Below are 15,374 nucleotides of genomic sequence, written 5' to 3'. Positions count from 1 at the left end.
AGACATCAAGGGACGGCCTGGGCCGTCCCTTTTTCATTCATTCAATTCGCCGCCCGGCGCGCGGCGTCCGTCGCGGCAGGCGGCGATAGTACCCGTTCCAGCACTTCGGCCTCCAGTTCTGCCAGCCTGGCAGAGCCCTTGCGCCGCGGCCGCGGCAGATCGATGGCGAGATCCAGCCCGATATGCCCCTCTTCGATCAGGATGACCCGATCCGCCAGCGCGATGGCTTCGCTGACGTCGTGCGTGACCAGCAGTACGGTAAAACCGTGCTGTTGCCACAGTGTCTCTATCAGACCTTGCATCTCGATGCGCGTCAGGGCATCCAGCGCTCCGAGCGGTTCATCCAGCAGCAGCAGGCGGGGGCGGTGGATCAGCGCGCGCGCCAGGGCGACCCGCTGCTTTTGTCCGCCGGATAGCGCCGCCGGCCAGTCGCCGGCGCGATCCGCCAAACCGACCGCGGCCAGCGCCTCCAGCGCCGCGTCGCGCCAGTGGCCGCGCAGCCCCAGCCCTACGTTGTCGATCACCGTTTTCCATGGCAGCAGGCGCGCATCCTGAAACATCAGCCGGGTATCCTCTTTGGCGGCGGCGAGCGGCGCGTTGCCGCTGAGCAAAGCGCCGCTGCTGGCCTGTTCCAGGCCGGCCAACAGGCGCAGCAACGTGCTCTTGCCGCAGCCGCTGCGGCCGACCACCGCCACGAACTGCCCGGCGGAAATGCGCAGCTGAATATTGTCCAGCACCGTGCGGTTGCCGTAACGTTTGCCGATGGACTCCAGCGTCACCGGCGTGCCTTGCGCAAGGCGAGCGGGAAGGGTCATAGCGCTTCTCCCTGTTTCAGTTGATAGGCCGGATGCCAGCGTAGCCAAACGCGTTCCAGCAGTTGCGCACCCACGTCCGCCAGCTTGCCGAGCAGGGCGTACAGCACGATCGCCACCACCACCACGTCGGTTTGCAGGAATTCACGGGCGTTCATCGCCAGATAACCGATGCCTGAGTTGGCCGAGATGGTTTCGGCGACGATCAGCGTCAGCCACATGAAGCCGAGGGCGAAACGCACGCCGACCATGATCGACGGCAGTGCGCCCGGCAGCACCACCTGTGTGAACAAGCGGAAGCCGCTCAGGCCATAGCTGCGCGCCATCTCCAGCAGGCCGCGATCGATGTTTTTGATGCCGTGATAGGTATTGAGATAGATAGGAAACAGCGTGCCGAGCGCCACCAGAAAGATCTTGGCGGATTCATCGATGCCGAACCACAGGATCACCAGCGGGATCAGCGCCAGATGCGGCACGTTGCGGATCATTTGCACCGAGCTGTCCAGCAGGCGTTCACCCCAGCGCGACAGGCCGGTAATAAAACCGAGGGTAAGCCCGATGCCGCCGCCGATGGCAAAGCCTAACAACGCGCGCTGGCTGCTGATGCTCAGATGCTGCCACAGTTCGCCGCTTTTGCTCAGGCTCCAGAAGGCGGTCAGTACTGCGCTCGGTGCCGGCAAAATGCGGTTGGACAGCCAGCCGGTTTCGACGGCGATTTGCCAGATGATCACCAGCGCCAGCGGCAGCGCCCAAGGGGCCAGCCGGTACAGGATGCGTTGTGCGTTATTTGCCATCGGGGCGCTCCTCAACTCTGCGACACTTTTTGCGGAACATAAATGTTGGCTACCACTTCGCCCTGTGGACGCACCGGCTGAAGACGCGCGGGCGTTTCCTCCTGCGCCAGATCGAGGTGTGGGAACAGCAGTTCGCCGACGCGGTAGGCCTCTTCCAGATGCGGATAGCCGGAGAGAATGAAGGTGTCGATGCCCAGATCGGCATATTCCTGCATGCGCGCCGCGACCGTCGGGCCGTCGCCCACCAGCGCGGTGCCGGCACCGCCGCGCACCAGGCCGATGCCGGCCCACAGGTTCGGGCTGATCTCCAGGTTATCTTTCTTGCCGCCGTGCAGCGCCGCCATGCGCCGTTGGCCGACGGAGTCGAAGCGCGCAAAAGCCTGCTGTGCATTGGCGATGGTTTCTTCATCAAGGTGAGCGATTAGCCGATCGGCAGCGCGCCAGGCCTCTTCGGTGGTTTCCCGCACGATGACATGCAGGCGGATGCCAAAGCGTACCTGGCGGCCTTTCGCCGCCGCCTTGGCGCGAACTTCTTCGATCTTCTCTTTGACCTGCGCCGGCGGCTCTCCCCAGGTGAGGTACAGTTCCACCTGTTCGGCGGCCAGATCCTGCGCGGCGGCGGAAGATCCGCCAAAATAGAGCGGCGGGCGCGGTTGCTGTACCGGCGGGAACAGCAGTTTGGCGCCTTTCACCTGAATATGCTTGCCGTGGAAATCGACGGTTTCACCTTCCAGCACCCGGCGCCAGATATGAGTGAACTCGGTCGAGGCTTCGTAACGTTCTTCATGGCTGAGGTGCAATCCCTCTGCCGCCAGCTCTTCCGGATCGCCGCCGGTAACCAGATTGAACAGCGCGCGCCCGTTGGACAGGCGATCCAGCGTTGCCGCCTGGCGCGCCGCCAGCGTAGGGGAGATGATGCCCGGCCGCAGCGCGACCAAAAACTTCAGCCGCTGAGTGACCGGGATCAGCGAGGCGGCCACCAGCCAGGAGTCTTCGCACGAGCGGCCGGTAGGGATCAACACCCCACCGAATCCCAGCCGATCCGCCGCCTGGGCGATCTGCTGCAAATAGCCGTGATCGACGCTGCGTGCGCCCCGTGCGCTGCCGAGGTAGTGGCCGTCGCCGTGGGTGGGTAAAAACCAGAAAACGTTCAGGCTCATCGTCAATGTTCTCCCATTATTTATTGTGCGCTTGGGCGCCAGATGCGTTGCGAGATATCGACCTTCACCGGCACCAGTCGGTTGGCGTAAAACAGGTCGGCGGTTTGTTGCTGTGCGGCGATGGTATGCGCATCGAGCGGTGTGATGGCGGTCGGTGGGCGGTGATCCAGATAGCTGGCGATCACCGGCTCCGGCAGCCCCATGGCGTTGGCCAGCAGGGTCACGCTTTGCGCCCGGTCGCTGCGGGTCAGCGCATCGGCCTGGGTCAGCACCGTCAAGACCTGGCTGATAAAGGCGCCGTTAGCTTCGACATACGGCCGCGCGGCCAAATAGAAGGAACCGGTCTGATTCAGATCGGTGCCGTCGCCGAGCACCCGGACGCCGCCCTGCAGCAGCGCGGCGGAATAATAAGGATCCCAAATGGCCCAGGCATCGACATTGCCCTGTTGGAAGGCGGCGCGCGCATCGGCGGGCGTCAGGTAAGCGGGCTGGATGTCGGTAAATTTCAAGCCGGCCTTTTGCAGCGATCGCAGCAGCAGGTTGTGCGAGCTGGATCCTTTCTGGAAGGCGACCTTATGGCCTTTCAGATCGGCGACGGTTTTGATCGGGCTGTTTTCCGGCACCAGGATCACTTCCGCTTTGGGTTTAGGTGGCTCAACGCCGACATACAGCAGGTCCGCCCCCGCGGCCTGCGCGAAGATCGGCGGAATATCGCCGGTGCTGCCCAGATCGATGCTGCCGACGTTCAGGGCTTCCAGCATCTGTGGGCCGGCGGGAAACTCGATCCAGCTGATGCGGGTGGCGGGGAAACGCTCCTCCAGCAGCCGGTGGCTTTTCGCCAGCACCAGGCTGACCGATCCTTTCTGGTAACCGATGCGGAATTGCGCCGGATCCTGCGCGGCGGCGGCGTTGGCCCAGACCAGCGACAGCAGGCCGGTGAAGGCGGCGGCGTTCAGCCAACGGCGCAAAGCGATGCGTTGTTTCATTCAAGCTCTCCTTTTCCAGGCGTTTCAGGCCGTCTGGCGCGTCGCTAGCGGTGAGGCGACGCGCAGCGCAGGCGGTTTGCGGCGGCCAAGCGCCAGGTAGAAGCTGGCCAGCGCCTCTTCCAGCCGGGCGGCGACGGCGTCGGTGAGCGTGGCGCTTTCACCGGTCAGTTGGATCTGGCTGTCGTCGGCGAACACGCCGTGCAACACCTCTTGCGCTTTCAGCGCGGCCAGCACCGGCTTCAGCGCATAGTCCACCGCCAACATGTGGCCGATCGAACCGCCGGTCGCCAGCGGCAGCACCACCTTATGATCCAGTGCGCGCTCCGGCAGCAGATCCAGCAGGGTTTTCAGCGCGCCGGAGAACGACGCCTTATAAACCGGCGTGGAGATCAGCAGGCCGTCGGCCTGCGCCAACTGGTCGGCAAAGGCCTTGATCGCCGGGCTGTTGAAGTTGGCGTACAGCAGATCTTCGGCATCGAAGTCGTGCAGGGTATAAGCCGTCACCTCCACGCCTTGCTGCCGCAGCCAGTTCTGACTCAGCGAGAGCAGTGCGGCGGAACGTGATGGGATGCGTGGGCTACCGGCCAGTGATATAACGCGCATTGCCACTCCTTATAACTAAAAGTTAGGTTTAATTAGAAAATCAATAGGAAGTGTTTTAAACCTACCAGCAACTGGGCGCGTTTTTTAAATCTCATTTTTTGATTTGGATATCCGCAAAAGCGGATTGGCGCCGATTTGGCGGCGAAGAGAGAAAACGATTGCGTAAAAACGGCTTTTTTTGCCTTTAATCAATTCCAATTGGGCGGGGGATACCGGATAATACGCCCCCGGTTTGCAACCGGGAAATCAGGAGAGTCCATGTACTACCCCCTCATCAGGAAAGCGTTGTTCCAGCTCGATCCGGAGCGCGCGCACGAAGTGACCTTTCGTCAGCTCAGCCGTATTACCGGCACCCCATTAGCGTTTCTTGTCCGCCAGTCCGTGCCGACCAAACCGGTCAGCTGCATGGGGCTGTCGTTTAAAAATCCGTTGGGATTGGCCGCCGGTCTGGATAAAAACGGCGAATGCATCGATGCGTTCGGCGCGATGGGCTTCGGCCATGTGGAAGTCGGCACCGTGACGCCGCGTCCGCAACCGGGCAACGATAAGCCGCGCTTGTTCCGCGTGGTTGAGGCGGAAGGCCTGATCAACCGCATGGGGTTCAATAACCATGGCGTGGACAATCTGGTTGAAAACGTTAAGAAATCCCATTTTGGCGGCATTCTTGGGATCAATATCGGCAAGAATAAAGACACTCCGGTCGAGCAGGGTAAAGACGATTATTTGATCTGCATGGATAAAGTTTATCCGTATGCCGGTTATATCGCGATCAACATCTCTTCACCGAATACGCCGGGGTTACGATCCTTACAGTATGGCGAAGCGCTGGACGATCTTTTGGCGGCGATTAAAAATAAGCAGCAGGAATTACATGCGCGCCATCACAAATATGTGCCGGTGGCGGTAAAGATCGCGCCGGATCTTTCAGAAGAAGAATTGATCCAAATTGCCGATAGCCTGGTGCGGCATAATATCGATGGCGTGATCGCCACCAATACCACCTTGGATCGAAAATTGATCCAGGGATTAAATTACTGCGAGCAAGCGGGCGGGTTAAGCGGGCGTCCGTTGCAATCACGCAGCACCGAGGTGATTCGTCGTCTCTCCACCGAACTGCAAGGGCGCCTGCCGATTATCGGCGTGGGCGGCATCGATTCGCTGACGGCGGCGCGCGAAAAAATGGAGGCCGGCGCGAGTCTGCTGCAAATTTATTCCGGATTTATCTATCACGGCCCGCGTTTGATTAAAGATATCGTTACCCATATCTAATATTTTTCCTCTCATTTTATTCCGGGGGTTTATTTCTGCCCCCGGCTCGTCTATATTTTGTTCGTTAGCATAAATATCGTTCGCGGAATTATCCGATGTTTAAGCTATTTTATCGATGATAAAATCGCCTTTTAGGGTGAGTGCGGCGTTGGCGTAGGCAGCGAGAAGGATACGAAATGAAGATAAAACCTGACGATAATTGGCGTTGGTATTTTGATGCCGAACACGATCGGCTAATGTTGGATTTAGCTAATGGTATGATCTTTCGTTCACGTTTCCCGGCCAAAATGTTAACGCCGGACGCCTTCGATGAATGCGCTTTTTGCGTGGATGACGCCGCCCTTTATTTCACCTATGAAGAACAGTGCAAACAGGTCAAGCTCAGCCACGAGCAGCGCGCCGAGCTGGTGCTGAATGCGCTGGTCGCCTACCGTTTCCTGAAACCGCTGATGCCGAAAAGCTGGCATTTCTCGCAGCAGCACTATCCGTTGCAGCCGAAAAATGGCGAGCTGGCGGCGGTAAAAGTGATGGAAAGCGGCGCGGAAGCGCGCCTGCTGGTGGTGGAGGCCGGGGATAACGCCAGCCTGTGCCTGCTGGCGCAAAATCAGCTGACGGTGGCCGGCCGCACCATGGTTTTGGGCGACGCCATCAAGGTGATGCACGATCGGCTGAAACCCTGCGCGCAGGATGAAAGCTCCGCCCCGGCTTACGACAGGGCGGTGTAAGGCGGATTACGCCAGGGTTAAATCGCTTTTCGGGATGCAGCTGCAGCACAGGATGGTGCCGTTGTCGCCCAACGCGCTTTTCTTCAGGGGCGCGACCTCACCGCTCACCAACGTAATGCGGCAGCTGCCGCAAATCCCGGCGCGGCAGGAGTAAGGCACGCGAATGCCTTGCTGCTCCAGCTGTTCGAGCAGGATCTGCTGATTGTTGCCGGTAAATACCTTTCCTTCATAGTCGATAGTGACGCTGTGCGCGCTGTCTTGCGGCGCCTGCACGCTCTCCACCACTTTGCCGGCGCCATACGGGCGCGGCGGTTTGGTCGACAATACTTCCACCGTATCGCCCACGCGAATGATGCCGCTGTTGCGCGCGATCATATTCTGGCCGAAATCGATATCGCCGTTGTCGGCTGTGCGGAATTTTTGCAGCGTGCTCAGCGGTTCGCCGCTCGGATGCTTGCGGCCGCGTTCGGTACTGACGGTAGTCAGCACGCAGCGGCTGCAGGGTTTCACCAGATCGAACATCACGTCGCCGACGCGGATCACCTGCCAGCCGTCTTCGGCCCAGGCGGTTGCGCCGCTCACCACCAGGTTGGGGCGAAACTGCTCCAGCTTGATGCTGCCGGGGCAGCGCTGCTGCAGATCGTTGAACGAGGCCTGGTTAATCAGCAGATAAGGGTAGCCATCGGCAAACGTCAGCGGAATCTCAGGGTGCTTCTTCACCCGGCGGGTCAACTCCGGCCCCAGCCAGCGCAGCTGCACGTCGCGCTGGAAATAGCCGCTCAGCCAGCGGTTGATCTCATCCGGCGCGATCAGCGCGGTGAAATGGTTGCCCCACACCTCGGTCGGCTGCGGCGCGGCGGCGAAGTCGCTGAAGCGAATGGCGGCGCTTTCGCCGTCCGGCGCGGTCAGGAACAGTCCGTCCGGCAACAGCGCCGGCGTGAACAACACCATCTGCGGGTATTGGCGCGCGGTAATAAAGGTGCCGTCCGGCTCGGTGATCATAAAGTTGCGGTCGAAAGCCAGGCCGCTGCTGCCGACCTGGGCGTAAGAAAGCTGCAGACCGCGCAATGATTTAACCGGATGGACGTAGAGTCTGGAAAGCGTAATCACCCTTATCTCCGTGCGATGATTAAATAGAAGGGAGCAACTTTATGACAAGCGGTGCGGATTAGCTATAATGCGCAACAATTTTCTTTTTGGTGATAAGCACGATATGAACTCTCTGTTTGCCAGCACGGCGCGTGGATTGGAAGAACTGTTAAAAAGCGAGCTGGAAGCGCTTGGCGCTCACGACTGCAAAGTGGTGCAGGGTGGGGTACATTTTCAGGGTGACGATCGTCTTCTGTACCAAAGCCTGCTCTGGAGCCGCCTGGCTTCGCGCATTCTGTTGCCGCTGAACGAATTCCGCGTGCACAGCGACCTGGATCTGTACCTCGGGGTGCAGGCGATCGACTGGCCGAGCATTTTTGGCGTGGATAAAACCTTTGCCGTGCATTTCAGCGGCGTGAACGAAGAGATCCGCAACAGCCAGTATGGCGCGCTGAAGGTGAAAGACGCCATCGTCGACAGCTTCACCCGTAAACTGGACCAACGCCCGACGGTCGCCAAGCAGCAGCCGGATATTCGGGTTAACGTCTTCCTGCAACGCGATATGGCCAGCGTGGCGCTCGATCTGAGCGGCGAAGGCCTGCACCAGCGCGGCTATCGCGATCTTACCGGCCAGGCGCCGCTGAAGGAAAACCTGGCGGCCGCCATCGTGCTGCGTTCCGGTTGGCAGCCGGGCACGCCGATGCTCGATCCGATGTGCGGCTCCGGCACGCTGTTGATCGAAGCGGCAATGATCGCCGCCGATCGTGCGCCGGGCCTGCACCGCCAACACTGGGGCTTCAGCGCCTGGAACGGTCACGACGCCGACCTGTGGCGTGAAGTCACCACCGAAGCGCAGGTGCGCGCGCGCCGTGGCCTGCAGGAAACCCCCTCTCGCTTCTTCGGGTCCGATATCGATCGCCGGGTGATTGAAATGGCGCGCGGCAACGCCCGCCGCGCCGGCGTCGCCGAGCTGATCACCTTCAACGTCGGTGACGTGGCGCGCTTGACCAATCCACTGCCGGAAGGCCCGCACGGCACCGTGATCAGCAACCCGCCGTACGGCGAACGTCTGGAAAGCGAACCGGCATTGATCGCGCTGCACAACATGCTGGGTCGCGTGATGAAAAGCGCCTTTGGCGGCTGGCAGCTGTCATTGTTCAGCGCTTCGCCGGAGCTGTTGAGCTGCCTGCAGCTGCGCGCCGAGCGCCAGTTCAAGGCGAAGAACGGCCCGCTGGAGTGCGTGCAGAAAAACTATCAGCTGGCGGCAAACCCGGCCGGCGCCGCTACCGGCGGCGTGCAGGTGGCGGAAGATTTCGCCAACCGTCTGCGCAAGAACTTGAAGAAGCTCGACAAGTGGGCGAAGCAGCAAGGCATTGAATGCTACCGCTTGTACGACGCCGATCTGCCAGAATACAACGTTGCGGTGGATCGCTACGGCAGCAAGGTGGTCGTGCAGGAGTATGCGCCGCCGAAAACCGTCGATGCGCAAAAAGCGCGTCAGCGCCTGTTCGATGTGATCAACGCGACGTTGGCGGTGCTGGAACTGCCGTCGAATCAGCTGATCCTGAAAACCCGCGAGCGGCAGAAGGGTAAAAACCAGTACGAGAAACTGGCGCAAAAGGGCGAGTTCCTGTTGGTGGAAGAGTATAACGCCAAGCTGTGGGTCAACCTGACCGACTATCTCGATACCGGCCTGTTCCTCGATCACCGCATCGCGCGCCGCATGCTGGGCGAGATGAGCAACGGCAAAGACTTCCTCAACCTGTTTGCCTATACCGGCACCGCCAGCGTGCACGCCGGGCTGGGCGGCGCGCGCAGCACCACCACGGTGGACATGTCGCGCACCTATCTGGAATGGGCGGAGAAGAACCTGCGCGCCAACGGCCTGACCGGCCGCCAGCATCGGCTGATCCAGGCCGACTGCCTGTCTTGGCTGAGCAACGCCGACGAACAGTTCGACGTGATCTTCATCGATCCGCCGACGTTCTCCAACTCCAAGCGGATGGAGAACACCTTTGACGTGCAGCGCGATCATCTGGCGCTGATGAAAGATTTGAAACGGTTGCTGCGCCGCAACGGGACCATCATGTTCTCGAACAACAAGCGCGGTTTCCAAATGGATATGGCAGGGCTGAGCGCGTTGGGTCTGGAGGCGAAAGAGATCACCGCCAAGACGCTGTCGCAGGATTTTGCCCGTAACCGTCAGATCCACAACTGCTGGCTGGTGACTCACGCCGGCGAAGGAAAATAATTACTATGTCGTTAATCAGCATGTCCGGCGCCTGGCTCTCTTTCAGTGATGCGCCGCTTTTAGACAACACCGAAATTCATATCGAAGACAACGAGCGCGTGTGTCTTGTCGGGCGCAACGGCGCCGGTAAATCCACGCTGCTGAAGATCCTCGGCAAAGAGATCCCGCTGGACGACGGCCGGGTGATCTACGAACAGGATCTGATCGTGGCGCGCCTGCAACAGGATCCGCCGCGCAATATCGGCGGCAGCGTGTTCGATTTCGTGGCGGAAGGCGTCGCGGAGCAGGCGGAACACCTGAAGGCGTATCACGCGATCTCGCACCTGGTGGAAAGCGACCCGAGCGAGAAAAACCTGGCGCGCATGGCGCAAATCATGGAGATCCTCGATCACCAGGGGCTGTGGCAGCTCGACAGCCGCATCAGCGAAGTGCTGCTGCAGCTGGGGCTGAACGGCGACGCCGAACTGTCTTCGCTGTCCGGCGGCTGGCTGCGTAAAGCGGCGCTGGGCCGCGCGCTGGTGAGCTCACCGCGCGTGCTGCTGCTCGACGAACCGACCAACCACCTGGATATCGAAACCATCGACTGGCTGGAAGGCTTCCTGAAAGAGTTCGACGGCAGCATCGTCTTCATCTCGCACGACCGTTCGTTTATCCGCAACATGGCGACGCGCATCGTCGATCTGGATCGCGGCAAGCTGGTCTCCTGGCCGGGCAACTACGATCTGTATCTGCAGAGCAAAGAAGAAGCGCTGCGGGTGGAAGAGCTGCAAAACGCCGAGTTCGACCGCAAGCTGGCGCAGGAAGAGGTCTGGATCCGTCAGGGTATCAAGGCGCGCCGTACCCGCAACGAAGGCCGCGTGCGCGCGCTGAAGGCGCTGCGCGTCGAGCGTTCAGAGCGTCGTGAAGTGATGGGCACCGCCAAGATGCAGGTGGAAGAGGCGACTCGCTCCGGCAAAATCGTGTTCGAGCTGGAAGACGTCAATTATCAGGTCGGCGAGAAAGTGCTGGTGCGCGGTTTCTCCGCTCAGGTGCAACGCGGCGACAAGATTGCGCTGGTGGGGCCTAACGGCTGCGGTAAAACCACGCTGCTGAAACTGATGCTCGGTCAGCTGAAAGCCGACAGCGGCCGCGTGCACTGCGGCACCAAGCTGGAAGTGGCTTATTTCGACCAGCACCGCGCCGATCTCGATCCGGAGCGCACGGTGATGGACAACCTGGCGGAAGGCAAGCAGGAAGTGATGGTCAACGGCCGCCCTCGTCACGTCTTGGGTTATCTGCAGGACTTCCTGTTCCACCCGAAACGCGCGATGACGCCGGTGAAGGCGTTGTCGGGCGGTGAGCGTAACCGTCTGCTGTTGGCTAAGCTGTTTCTGAAACCGAGCAATCTGCTGATCCTCGATGAACCAACCAACGATCTCGACGTCGAAACGCTGGAGCTGCTGGAAGAGCTGATCGACGGCTATCAGGGCACCGTGTTGCTGGTCAGTCACGATCGTCAGTTCGTCGACAACTCGGTGACCGAGTGTTGGATCTTCGAAGGCAATGGCGTGATCAACGCCTTCGTCGGCGGCTACTACGATGCGCATCACCAGCGCGCCACGGCGAAACCGATTCGCCAGGCGGCGCCGAGCGCGAACAAACCGGCGGCGGAGAAGAAGGCCGAACAGCCGAAGAAGGCGGCGGCCAAGCTGAGCTACAACCTGCTGCGCGAACTGGAACAGCTGCCGCAGCGGCTCGAACAGCTGGAGGCGGAAATCGAAGCGCTGCAGGCGCAGATGAGCGACGCCGACTTCTTCACGCGGCCGCACAGCGAAACGCAAGAGGTGCTGACGGCGCTGGCTAACGCCGAGCAGGCGCTGGAGCAGGCCTTCGCCCGCTGGGAAGAGCTGGAAGCGATGAAAAACGGCTGACCGTTGCGATACCGCCCGCGCGCTGCTGCGGGCGGTATCGACGTGCCGGTGAGCAACGTTATTGAGGAGGAATATGGTGTGTTCCCACAACAATCATCAGCAGCATAGTCATTCCGCACCGGCGGCGCAGCAGCAGGATAACCTGATACTGTGCCCGCAATGCGACATGCTGGTGGCGCTGCCGCCGCTGGCCTATGGCAGCAAAGCGGTATGCCCGCGCTGCAAAACCACGCTCAGCGCCCGCTGGGACGAGCCGCGCAAGCGGCCGATCGGTTACGCGCTCAGCGCGTTGTTCATGTTGGTGTTGGCCAACATCTTCCCGTTTATCAACATGCGCGTCGCCGGCCTCGGCAACGAGATCCGGCTGATTCAAATTCCGGAAGTCATGGTGGCGGAAGACTACGCCAGCATGGCCACGCTGTTTATGGTGTTCGTGCAGCTGATCCCGGCGTTCTGCATGGTGGCGATCATCCTGCTGTGCGCCAAAGTGCGACTGCCGCTGGGGCTTAAAGAGTGGATGGCCAGGGTGCTGTTCCAGTTCAAGACCTGGTGCATGGTGGAGATTTTCCTCGCCGGGGTACTGGTCAGCTTCGTCAAGCTGATGGCCTATGGCGATATCGGCATCGGCAGCAGCTTCGTGCCGTATTGCCTGTTCTGTCTGCTGCAGGTTCGCGCCTTCCAGTGCGTGGATCGGCGCTGGCTGTGGCAGGACATCGAGCCGGCGCCGCGTCTCGATCGCCCGCTGACGGTGGGGCGCACCGGCATGCGCCAGGGCGTGCGCTCCTGCGCCTGCTGCACGGCGATCTTGCCGGCCAGTCAGGTGCGCTGCCCGCGCTGCCACACCAAGGGCTACGTGCGTCGCCGCCACAGCCTGCAATGGACGCTGGCGCTGCTCGTAACCTCCATCATGCTGTATATTCCGGCCAACCTGATGCCGATCATGGTGACCGAGGCGCTGGGCAACAAGATGAACTCCACCATCATGGCGGGGGTGATCCTGCTGTGGGGAGACGGTTCTTACCCGGTGGCGATGGTGATTTTCATCGCCAGTATCATGGTGCCGTCGCTGAAAATGCTGGCGATCGGCTGGCTGTGCTGGGACGCCAACGGCAGGAAGAAGCCGCGCGCCGACAGCGAGCGCATGCATCTGATTTATGAAGTGGTCGAATTCGTTGGCCGCTGGTCAATGATCGACGTGTTTGTGATCGCCGTATTGTCGGCGCTGGTGCGAATGGGGCAGTTGATGAGCATTTATCCCGCGACGGGCGCCGTGCTGTTCGCGCTGGTGGTGATCCTCACCATGTTCGCCGCCATGACATTTGATCCCCGGCTGACCTGGGATCGCGCAAGTGAAACAATCAACAAGGAGCCGCAAGGTGACGGAAAATAATCATAGCGTCGCGGACGTTGAGAAGATCAAACGCTGGTCGCCGGTGTGGATCATTCCCATCGTGACCGCGCTGATCGGCGCCTGGATCCTGTTTTACCACTTCAGCCATCAGGGGCCGGTGGTGACGCTGGTCACTACGACGGCGGAAGGGCTGGAAGCGGGTAAAACCAAAATCAAAAGCCGCAGCGTTGACGTCGGCGTGGTGGAAACCGTCACGCTGAGCGATGACCTGAGCAAGGTGATGGTGCAGGCGCGCCTTAATTCCGGCATGGAGAAATTGCTGCGCCAGGACTCTGCCTTTTGGGTGGTGAAGCCGCAGATCGGCCGTGAAGGCGTCTCCGGCTTGGGTACGCTGCTCTCCGGCGCCTATATCGAACTGCAGCCGGGCAGCAAGGGTAAAGACGGCAAAGACAATTATCAGCTGCTCGATGCGCCGCCGCTGGCATCCCCGGACGCCAAAGGGCTGCGCATCGTGCTGGACAGCGAAAAATCGGGCCAGCTTAACGCCGGCGATCCGGTGCTGTTCCGCGGCTATCGCGTCGGGTCGGTGGAGACCAGTTACTTCGATCCTAAAGAGCGCGCCATGCGCTATCAGCTGTTCATCACCGCGCCTTATGACCAACTGGTCACCACCAACGTGCGCTTCTGGAAAGACAGCGGCGTGGCGTTCGACATGTCGGCGCAGGGCATGCGGGTGGAGATGGGGTCGTTGACCACGCTGTTCAGCGGCGGCGTCAGCTTCGATGTGCCGGACGGCTGGGATCGCGGTGAGCAGGCGAAAGAGAAGGCGGAATACCAGCTGTTCGACAACCAGCGCAGCACGCAGGATTCGCTGTATACCGTGCATAAAGACTACCTGCTGTTCTTCTCCGATTCGGTACGCGGCCTGCAGCCGGGCGCGCCGGTCGAGTTCCGTGGCATCCGTTTGGGTACGGTGGCGCAGGTGCCGTTCTATAAAGAGGGCATGGCGCAGCGTCTGGATAACGATTACCGCATTCCGGTGCTGATCCGTATCGAGCCGGATCGTTTCCAGAAACAGCTGGGCGGCAACTTCGATATCGAAGGGCACTTGAAAGACGCCGAGTCCCGCGGCATGCGCGCTTCGATGAAGTCCGCCAACCTGTTGACCGGTTCGCTGTATATCGATCTCGACTTCTATCCGCAGGAGAAGGCGTGGAAAGGGCCGCGTGAGGTCTTCGGTTATCCGCTGATGCCGACCACCAGCGGCGGTTTGGCACAGATCCAGCAGAAGCTGATGCAGACGCTGGACAAGATCAACGCGATGCCGATCAATCCGATGATCAACGAGGCGACCAAAACGCTGGCGGAAAGCCAGAAAACCATGAAGTCGACGCAGCAGACCATGAAGTCGCTGAACGACATCATCGCCAGCAAAGAGATGCAGGCGCTGCCGCAGGATATGCAGAAAACGCTGCTGGAGCTGAACCGCAGCATGAAAGGGTTCCAGCCTGGCTCACCGGCTTACAACAAGATGGTGGGCGACATGCAGCGCCTCGACCAGGTGTTGCGTGAGCTGCAGCCGGTGCTGCGCACCCTGAATGAGAAGAGCAACGCGCTGGTGTTTGAAGCCGCTGGCAGCAATGACCCTCAGCCGAAGAAGGCCACTAAATGATGAAATGGATCCCGGTAGCCCTGGCGCTGTTGCTCAGCGCCTGCAGCAGTTCACCACAGAAGACCTACTATCAGTTGCCGGCGCTGGGCGCGCCGGCGGCGGTCAGCAGCAGCGGCGCCTCCACGCGCCAGCTGTGGCTGGAGCACGTGAGCGTGGCGGATTATCTGGCGCAGAGCGGCGTGGTGTATCAGACCAACGACGTCCAGTACGTGATAGCCCAAAATAACCTGTGGGCCAGCCCGCTCGACCAGCAGCTGCAGCAAACGCTGGTCACCAACCTGAGCAGCGCGCTGCCGGGCTGGGTGGTCTCTTCGCAGCCGATGAGCAGCGATCAGGATGTGCTGAACGTGACCATCAGCGGTTTCCACGGCCGCTTTGACGGTAAAGCGATCATTCGCGGCGAGTGGGTGCTGAACCGCCAGGGGCGTTTGATCAAACGGCCGTTCAGCCTGGAGCTGAAACAGGGTGAGGACGGTTATGACGCCTTGGTGCGCACCCTGGCGCAGGGCTGGCAGCAGGAGGCTCAGGCTATCGCAACACAGATGGGCGGCATTTAGTCATAATTTGGTCTAAAATCATCTAATCCCTGTCGGCGTGAAAAGTCTTTTTTTCTCATCGGCAGGGATTTTTATTTCATTTCAAACAGTTAAATCCTTTCCCTGCAGATCAGCCACTTAGCCTTTTCCGCGTGTGTAGCTCACAAATATGACATTGGCGTGAATTTTGCGCATTGATCTTCTGCTCTTTTAGCG

General features: G+C 60.4%; 13 protein-coding genes. 7 read left to right on the top strand and 6 right to left on the bottom strand.

Features of this window, described 5'->3' with window-relative positions; all coding sequences use genetic code 11:
* Positions 1 to 41: 41 nt before the first annotated feature.
* From ssuB to ssuE, 5 genes are read right to left on the bottom strand one after another with little or no spacing between them, the layout of a single operon-like run.
* Positions 42 to 815, bottom strand: a complete 774-nt coding sequence (gene ssuB / locus ACRAWE_RS11230; protein WP_019454521.1) for an aliphatic sulfonates ABC transporter ATP-binding protein — start codon at positions 813 to 815, stop codon at positions 42 to 44.
* Positions 812 to 1,606, bottom strand: a complete 795-nt coding sequence (gene ssuC / locus ACRAWE_RS11225) for an aliphatic sulfonate ABC transporter permease SsuC (protein WP_019454520.1) — start codon at positions 1,604 to 1,606, stop codon at positions 812 to 814. Before ssuC ends, ssuB begins: the two co-directional genes overlap by 4 nt.
* Positions 1,607 to 1,617: 11 nt before the next feature.
* Positions 1,618 to 2,766, bottom strand: a complete 1,149-nt coding sequence (gene ssuD, locus ACRAWE_RS11220; RefSeq protein ID WP_432525351.1) for an FMNH2-dependent alkanesulfonate monooxygenase — start codon at positions 2,764 to 2,766, stop codon at positions 1,618 to 1,620.
* A gap of 20 nt (positions 2,767 to 2,786) precedes the next feature.
* Positions 2,787 to 3,752 carry a sulfonate ABC transporter substrate-binding protein gene (locus ACRAWE_RS11215; RefSeq protein WP_019454518.1) on the bottom strand — a complete coding sequence of 322 codons (966 nt, stop codon included), beginning with the start codon at positions 3,750 to 3,752 and terminating at the stop codon, positions 2,787 to 2,789.
* 24 nt (positions 3,753 to 3,776) lie between these two features.
* On the bottom strand, positions 3,777 to 4,355 hold the full coding sequence (ssuE, locus tag ACRAWE_RS11210; protein ID WP_019454517.1) for an NADPH-dependent FMN reductase: 579 nt from the start codon (positions 4,353 to 4,355) through the stop codon (positions 3,777 to 3,779).
* 258 nt (positions 4,356 to 4,613) lie between these two features.
* Between ssuE and pyrD the strand changes: the two genes are divergently transcribed.
* Both pyrD and ACRAWE_RS11200 read left to right on the top strand, forming a co-directional pair.
* On the top strand, positions 4,614 to 5,624 hold the full coding sequence (gene pyrD / locus ACRAWE_RS11205) for a quinone-dependent dihydroorotate dehydrogenase (RefSeq protein ID WP_019454516.1): 1,011 nt from the start codon (positions 4,614 to 4,616) through the stop codon (positions 5,622 to 5,624).
* 176 nt (positions 5,625 to 5,800) lie between these two features.
* Complete coding sequence (locus ACRAWE_RS11200; RefSeq protein WP_432525350.1) at positions 5,801 to 6,349, top strand: cell division protein ZapC; 549 nt, start codon at positions 5,801 to 5,803, stop codon at positions 6,347 to 6,349.
* A gap of 6 nt (positions 6,350 to 6,355) precedes the next feature.
* Here the strand turns inward: ACRAWE_RS11200 and ACRAWE_RS11195 are convergent, their stop codons facing one another.
* Positions 6,356 to 7,459: a YcbX family protein gene (locus ACRAWE_RS11195; protein WP_025159671.1), complete on the bottom strand. Its 1,104-nt coding sequence runs from the start codon at positions 7,457 to 7,459 to the stop codon at positions 6,356 to 6,358.
* Between the two features lie 103 nt (positions 7,460 to 7,562).
* Here ACRAWE_RS11195 and rlmKL point away from each other — a divergent pair, with 103 nt between their 5' ends.
* The 5 genes from rlmKL to pqiC all read left to right on the top strand — a co-directional run bounded on the left by rlmKL (position 7,563) and on the right by pqiC (position 15,179).
* Entirely contained in the window at positions 7,563 to 9,689 is a 2,127-nt protein-coding gene (gene rlmKL, locus ACRAWE_RS11190) for a bifunctional 23S rRNA (guanine(2069)-N(7))-methyltransferase RlmK/23S rRNA (guanine(2445)-N(2))-methyltransferase RlmL (RefSeq protein WP_432525349.1), read from the top strand.
* A 5-nt stretch (positions 9,690 to 9,694) separates the two neighbouring features.
* The gene (locus tag ACRAWE_RS11185; protein WP_063919141.1) at positions 9,695 to 11,599 is read left to right on the top strand and encodes an ABC transporter ATP-binding protein; all 1,905 of its coding nucleotides are present in this window, start codon (positions 9,695 to 9,697) and stop codon (positions 11,597 to 11,599) included.
* Positions 11,600 to 11,672: 73 nt separating this feature from the next.
* The gene (pqiA, locus tag ACRAWE_RS11180) at positions 11,673 to 12,989 is read left to right on the top strand and encodes a membrane integrity-associated transporter subunit PqiA (RefSeq protein WP_019454512.1); all 1,317 of its coding nucleotides are present in this window, start codon (positions 11,673 to 11,675) and stop codon (positions 12,987 to 12,989) included.
* A complete protein-coding gene (gene pqiB, locus ACRAWE_RS11175; protein ID WP_019454511.1) occupies positions 12,976 to 14,622 on the top strand; it encodes an intermembrane transport protein PqiB in 1,647 nt (548 codons plus the stop codon). The genes pqiA and pqiB overlap by 14 nt, the downstream gene beginning before the upstream one ends.
* Entirely contained in the window at positions 14,619 to 15,179 is a 561-nt protein-coding gene (gene pqiC / locus ACRAWE_RS11170; protein ID WP_019454510.1) for a membrane integrity-associated transporter subunit PqiC, read from the top strand. Before pqiB ends, pqiC begins: the two co-directional genes overlap by 4 nt.
* Positions 15,180 to 15,374 lie beyond the last annotated feature (195 nt).

The organism is Serratia sp. BFP-2025, from assembly GCF_050880365.1.
GTDB classification, from domain to species: Bacteria; Pseudomonadota; Gammaproteobacteria; order Enterobacterales; family Enterobacteriaceae; genus Serratia; species Serratia surfactantfaciens.
This window is presented reverse-complemented; position numbering and strand designations above follow the sequence as displayed.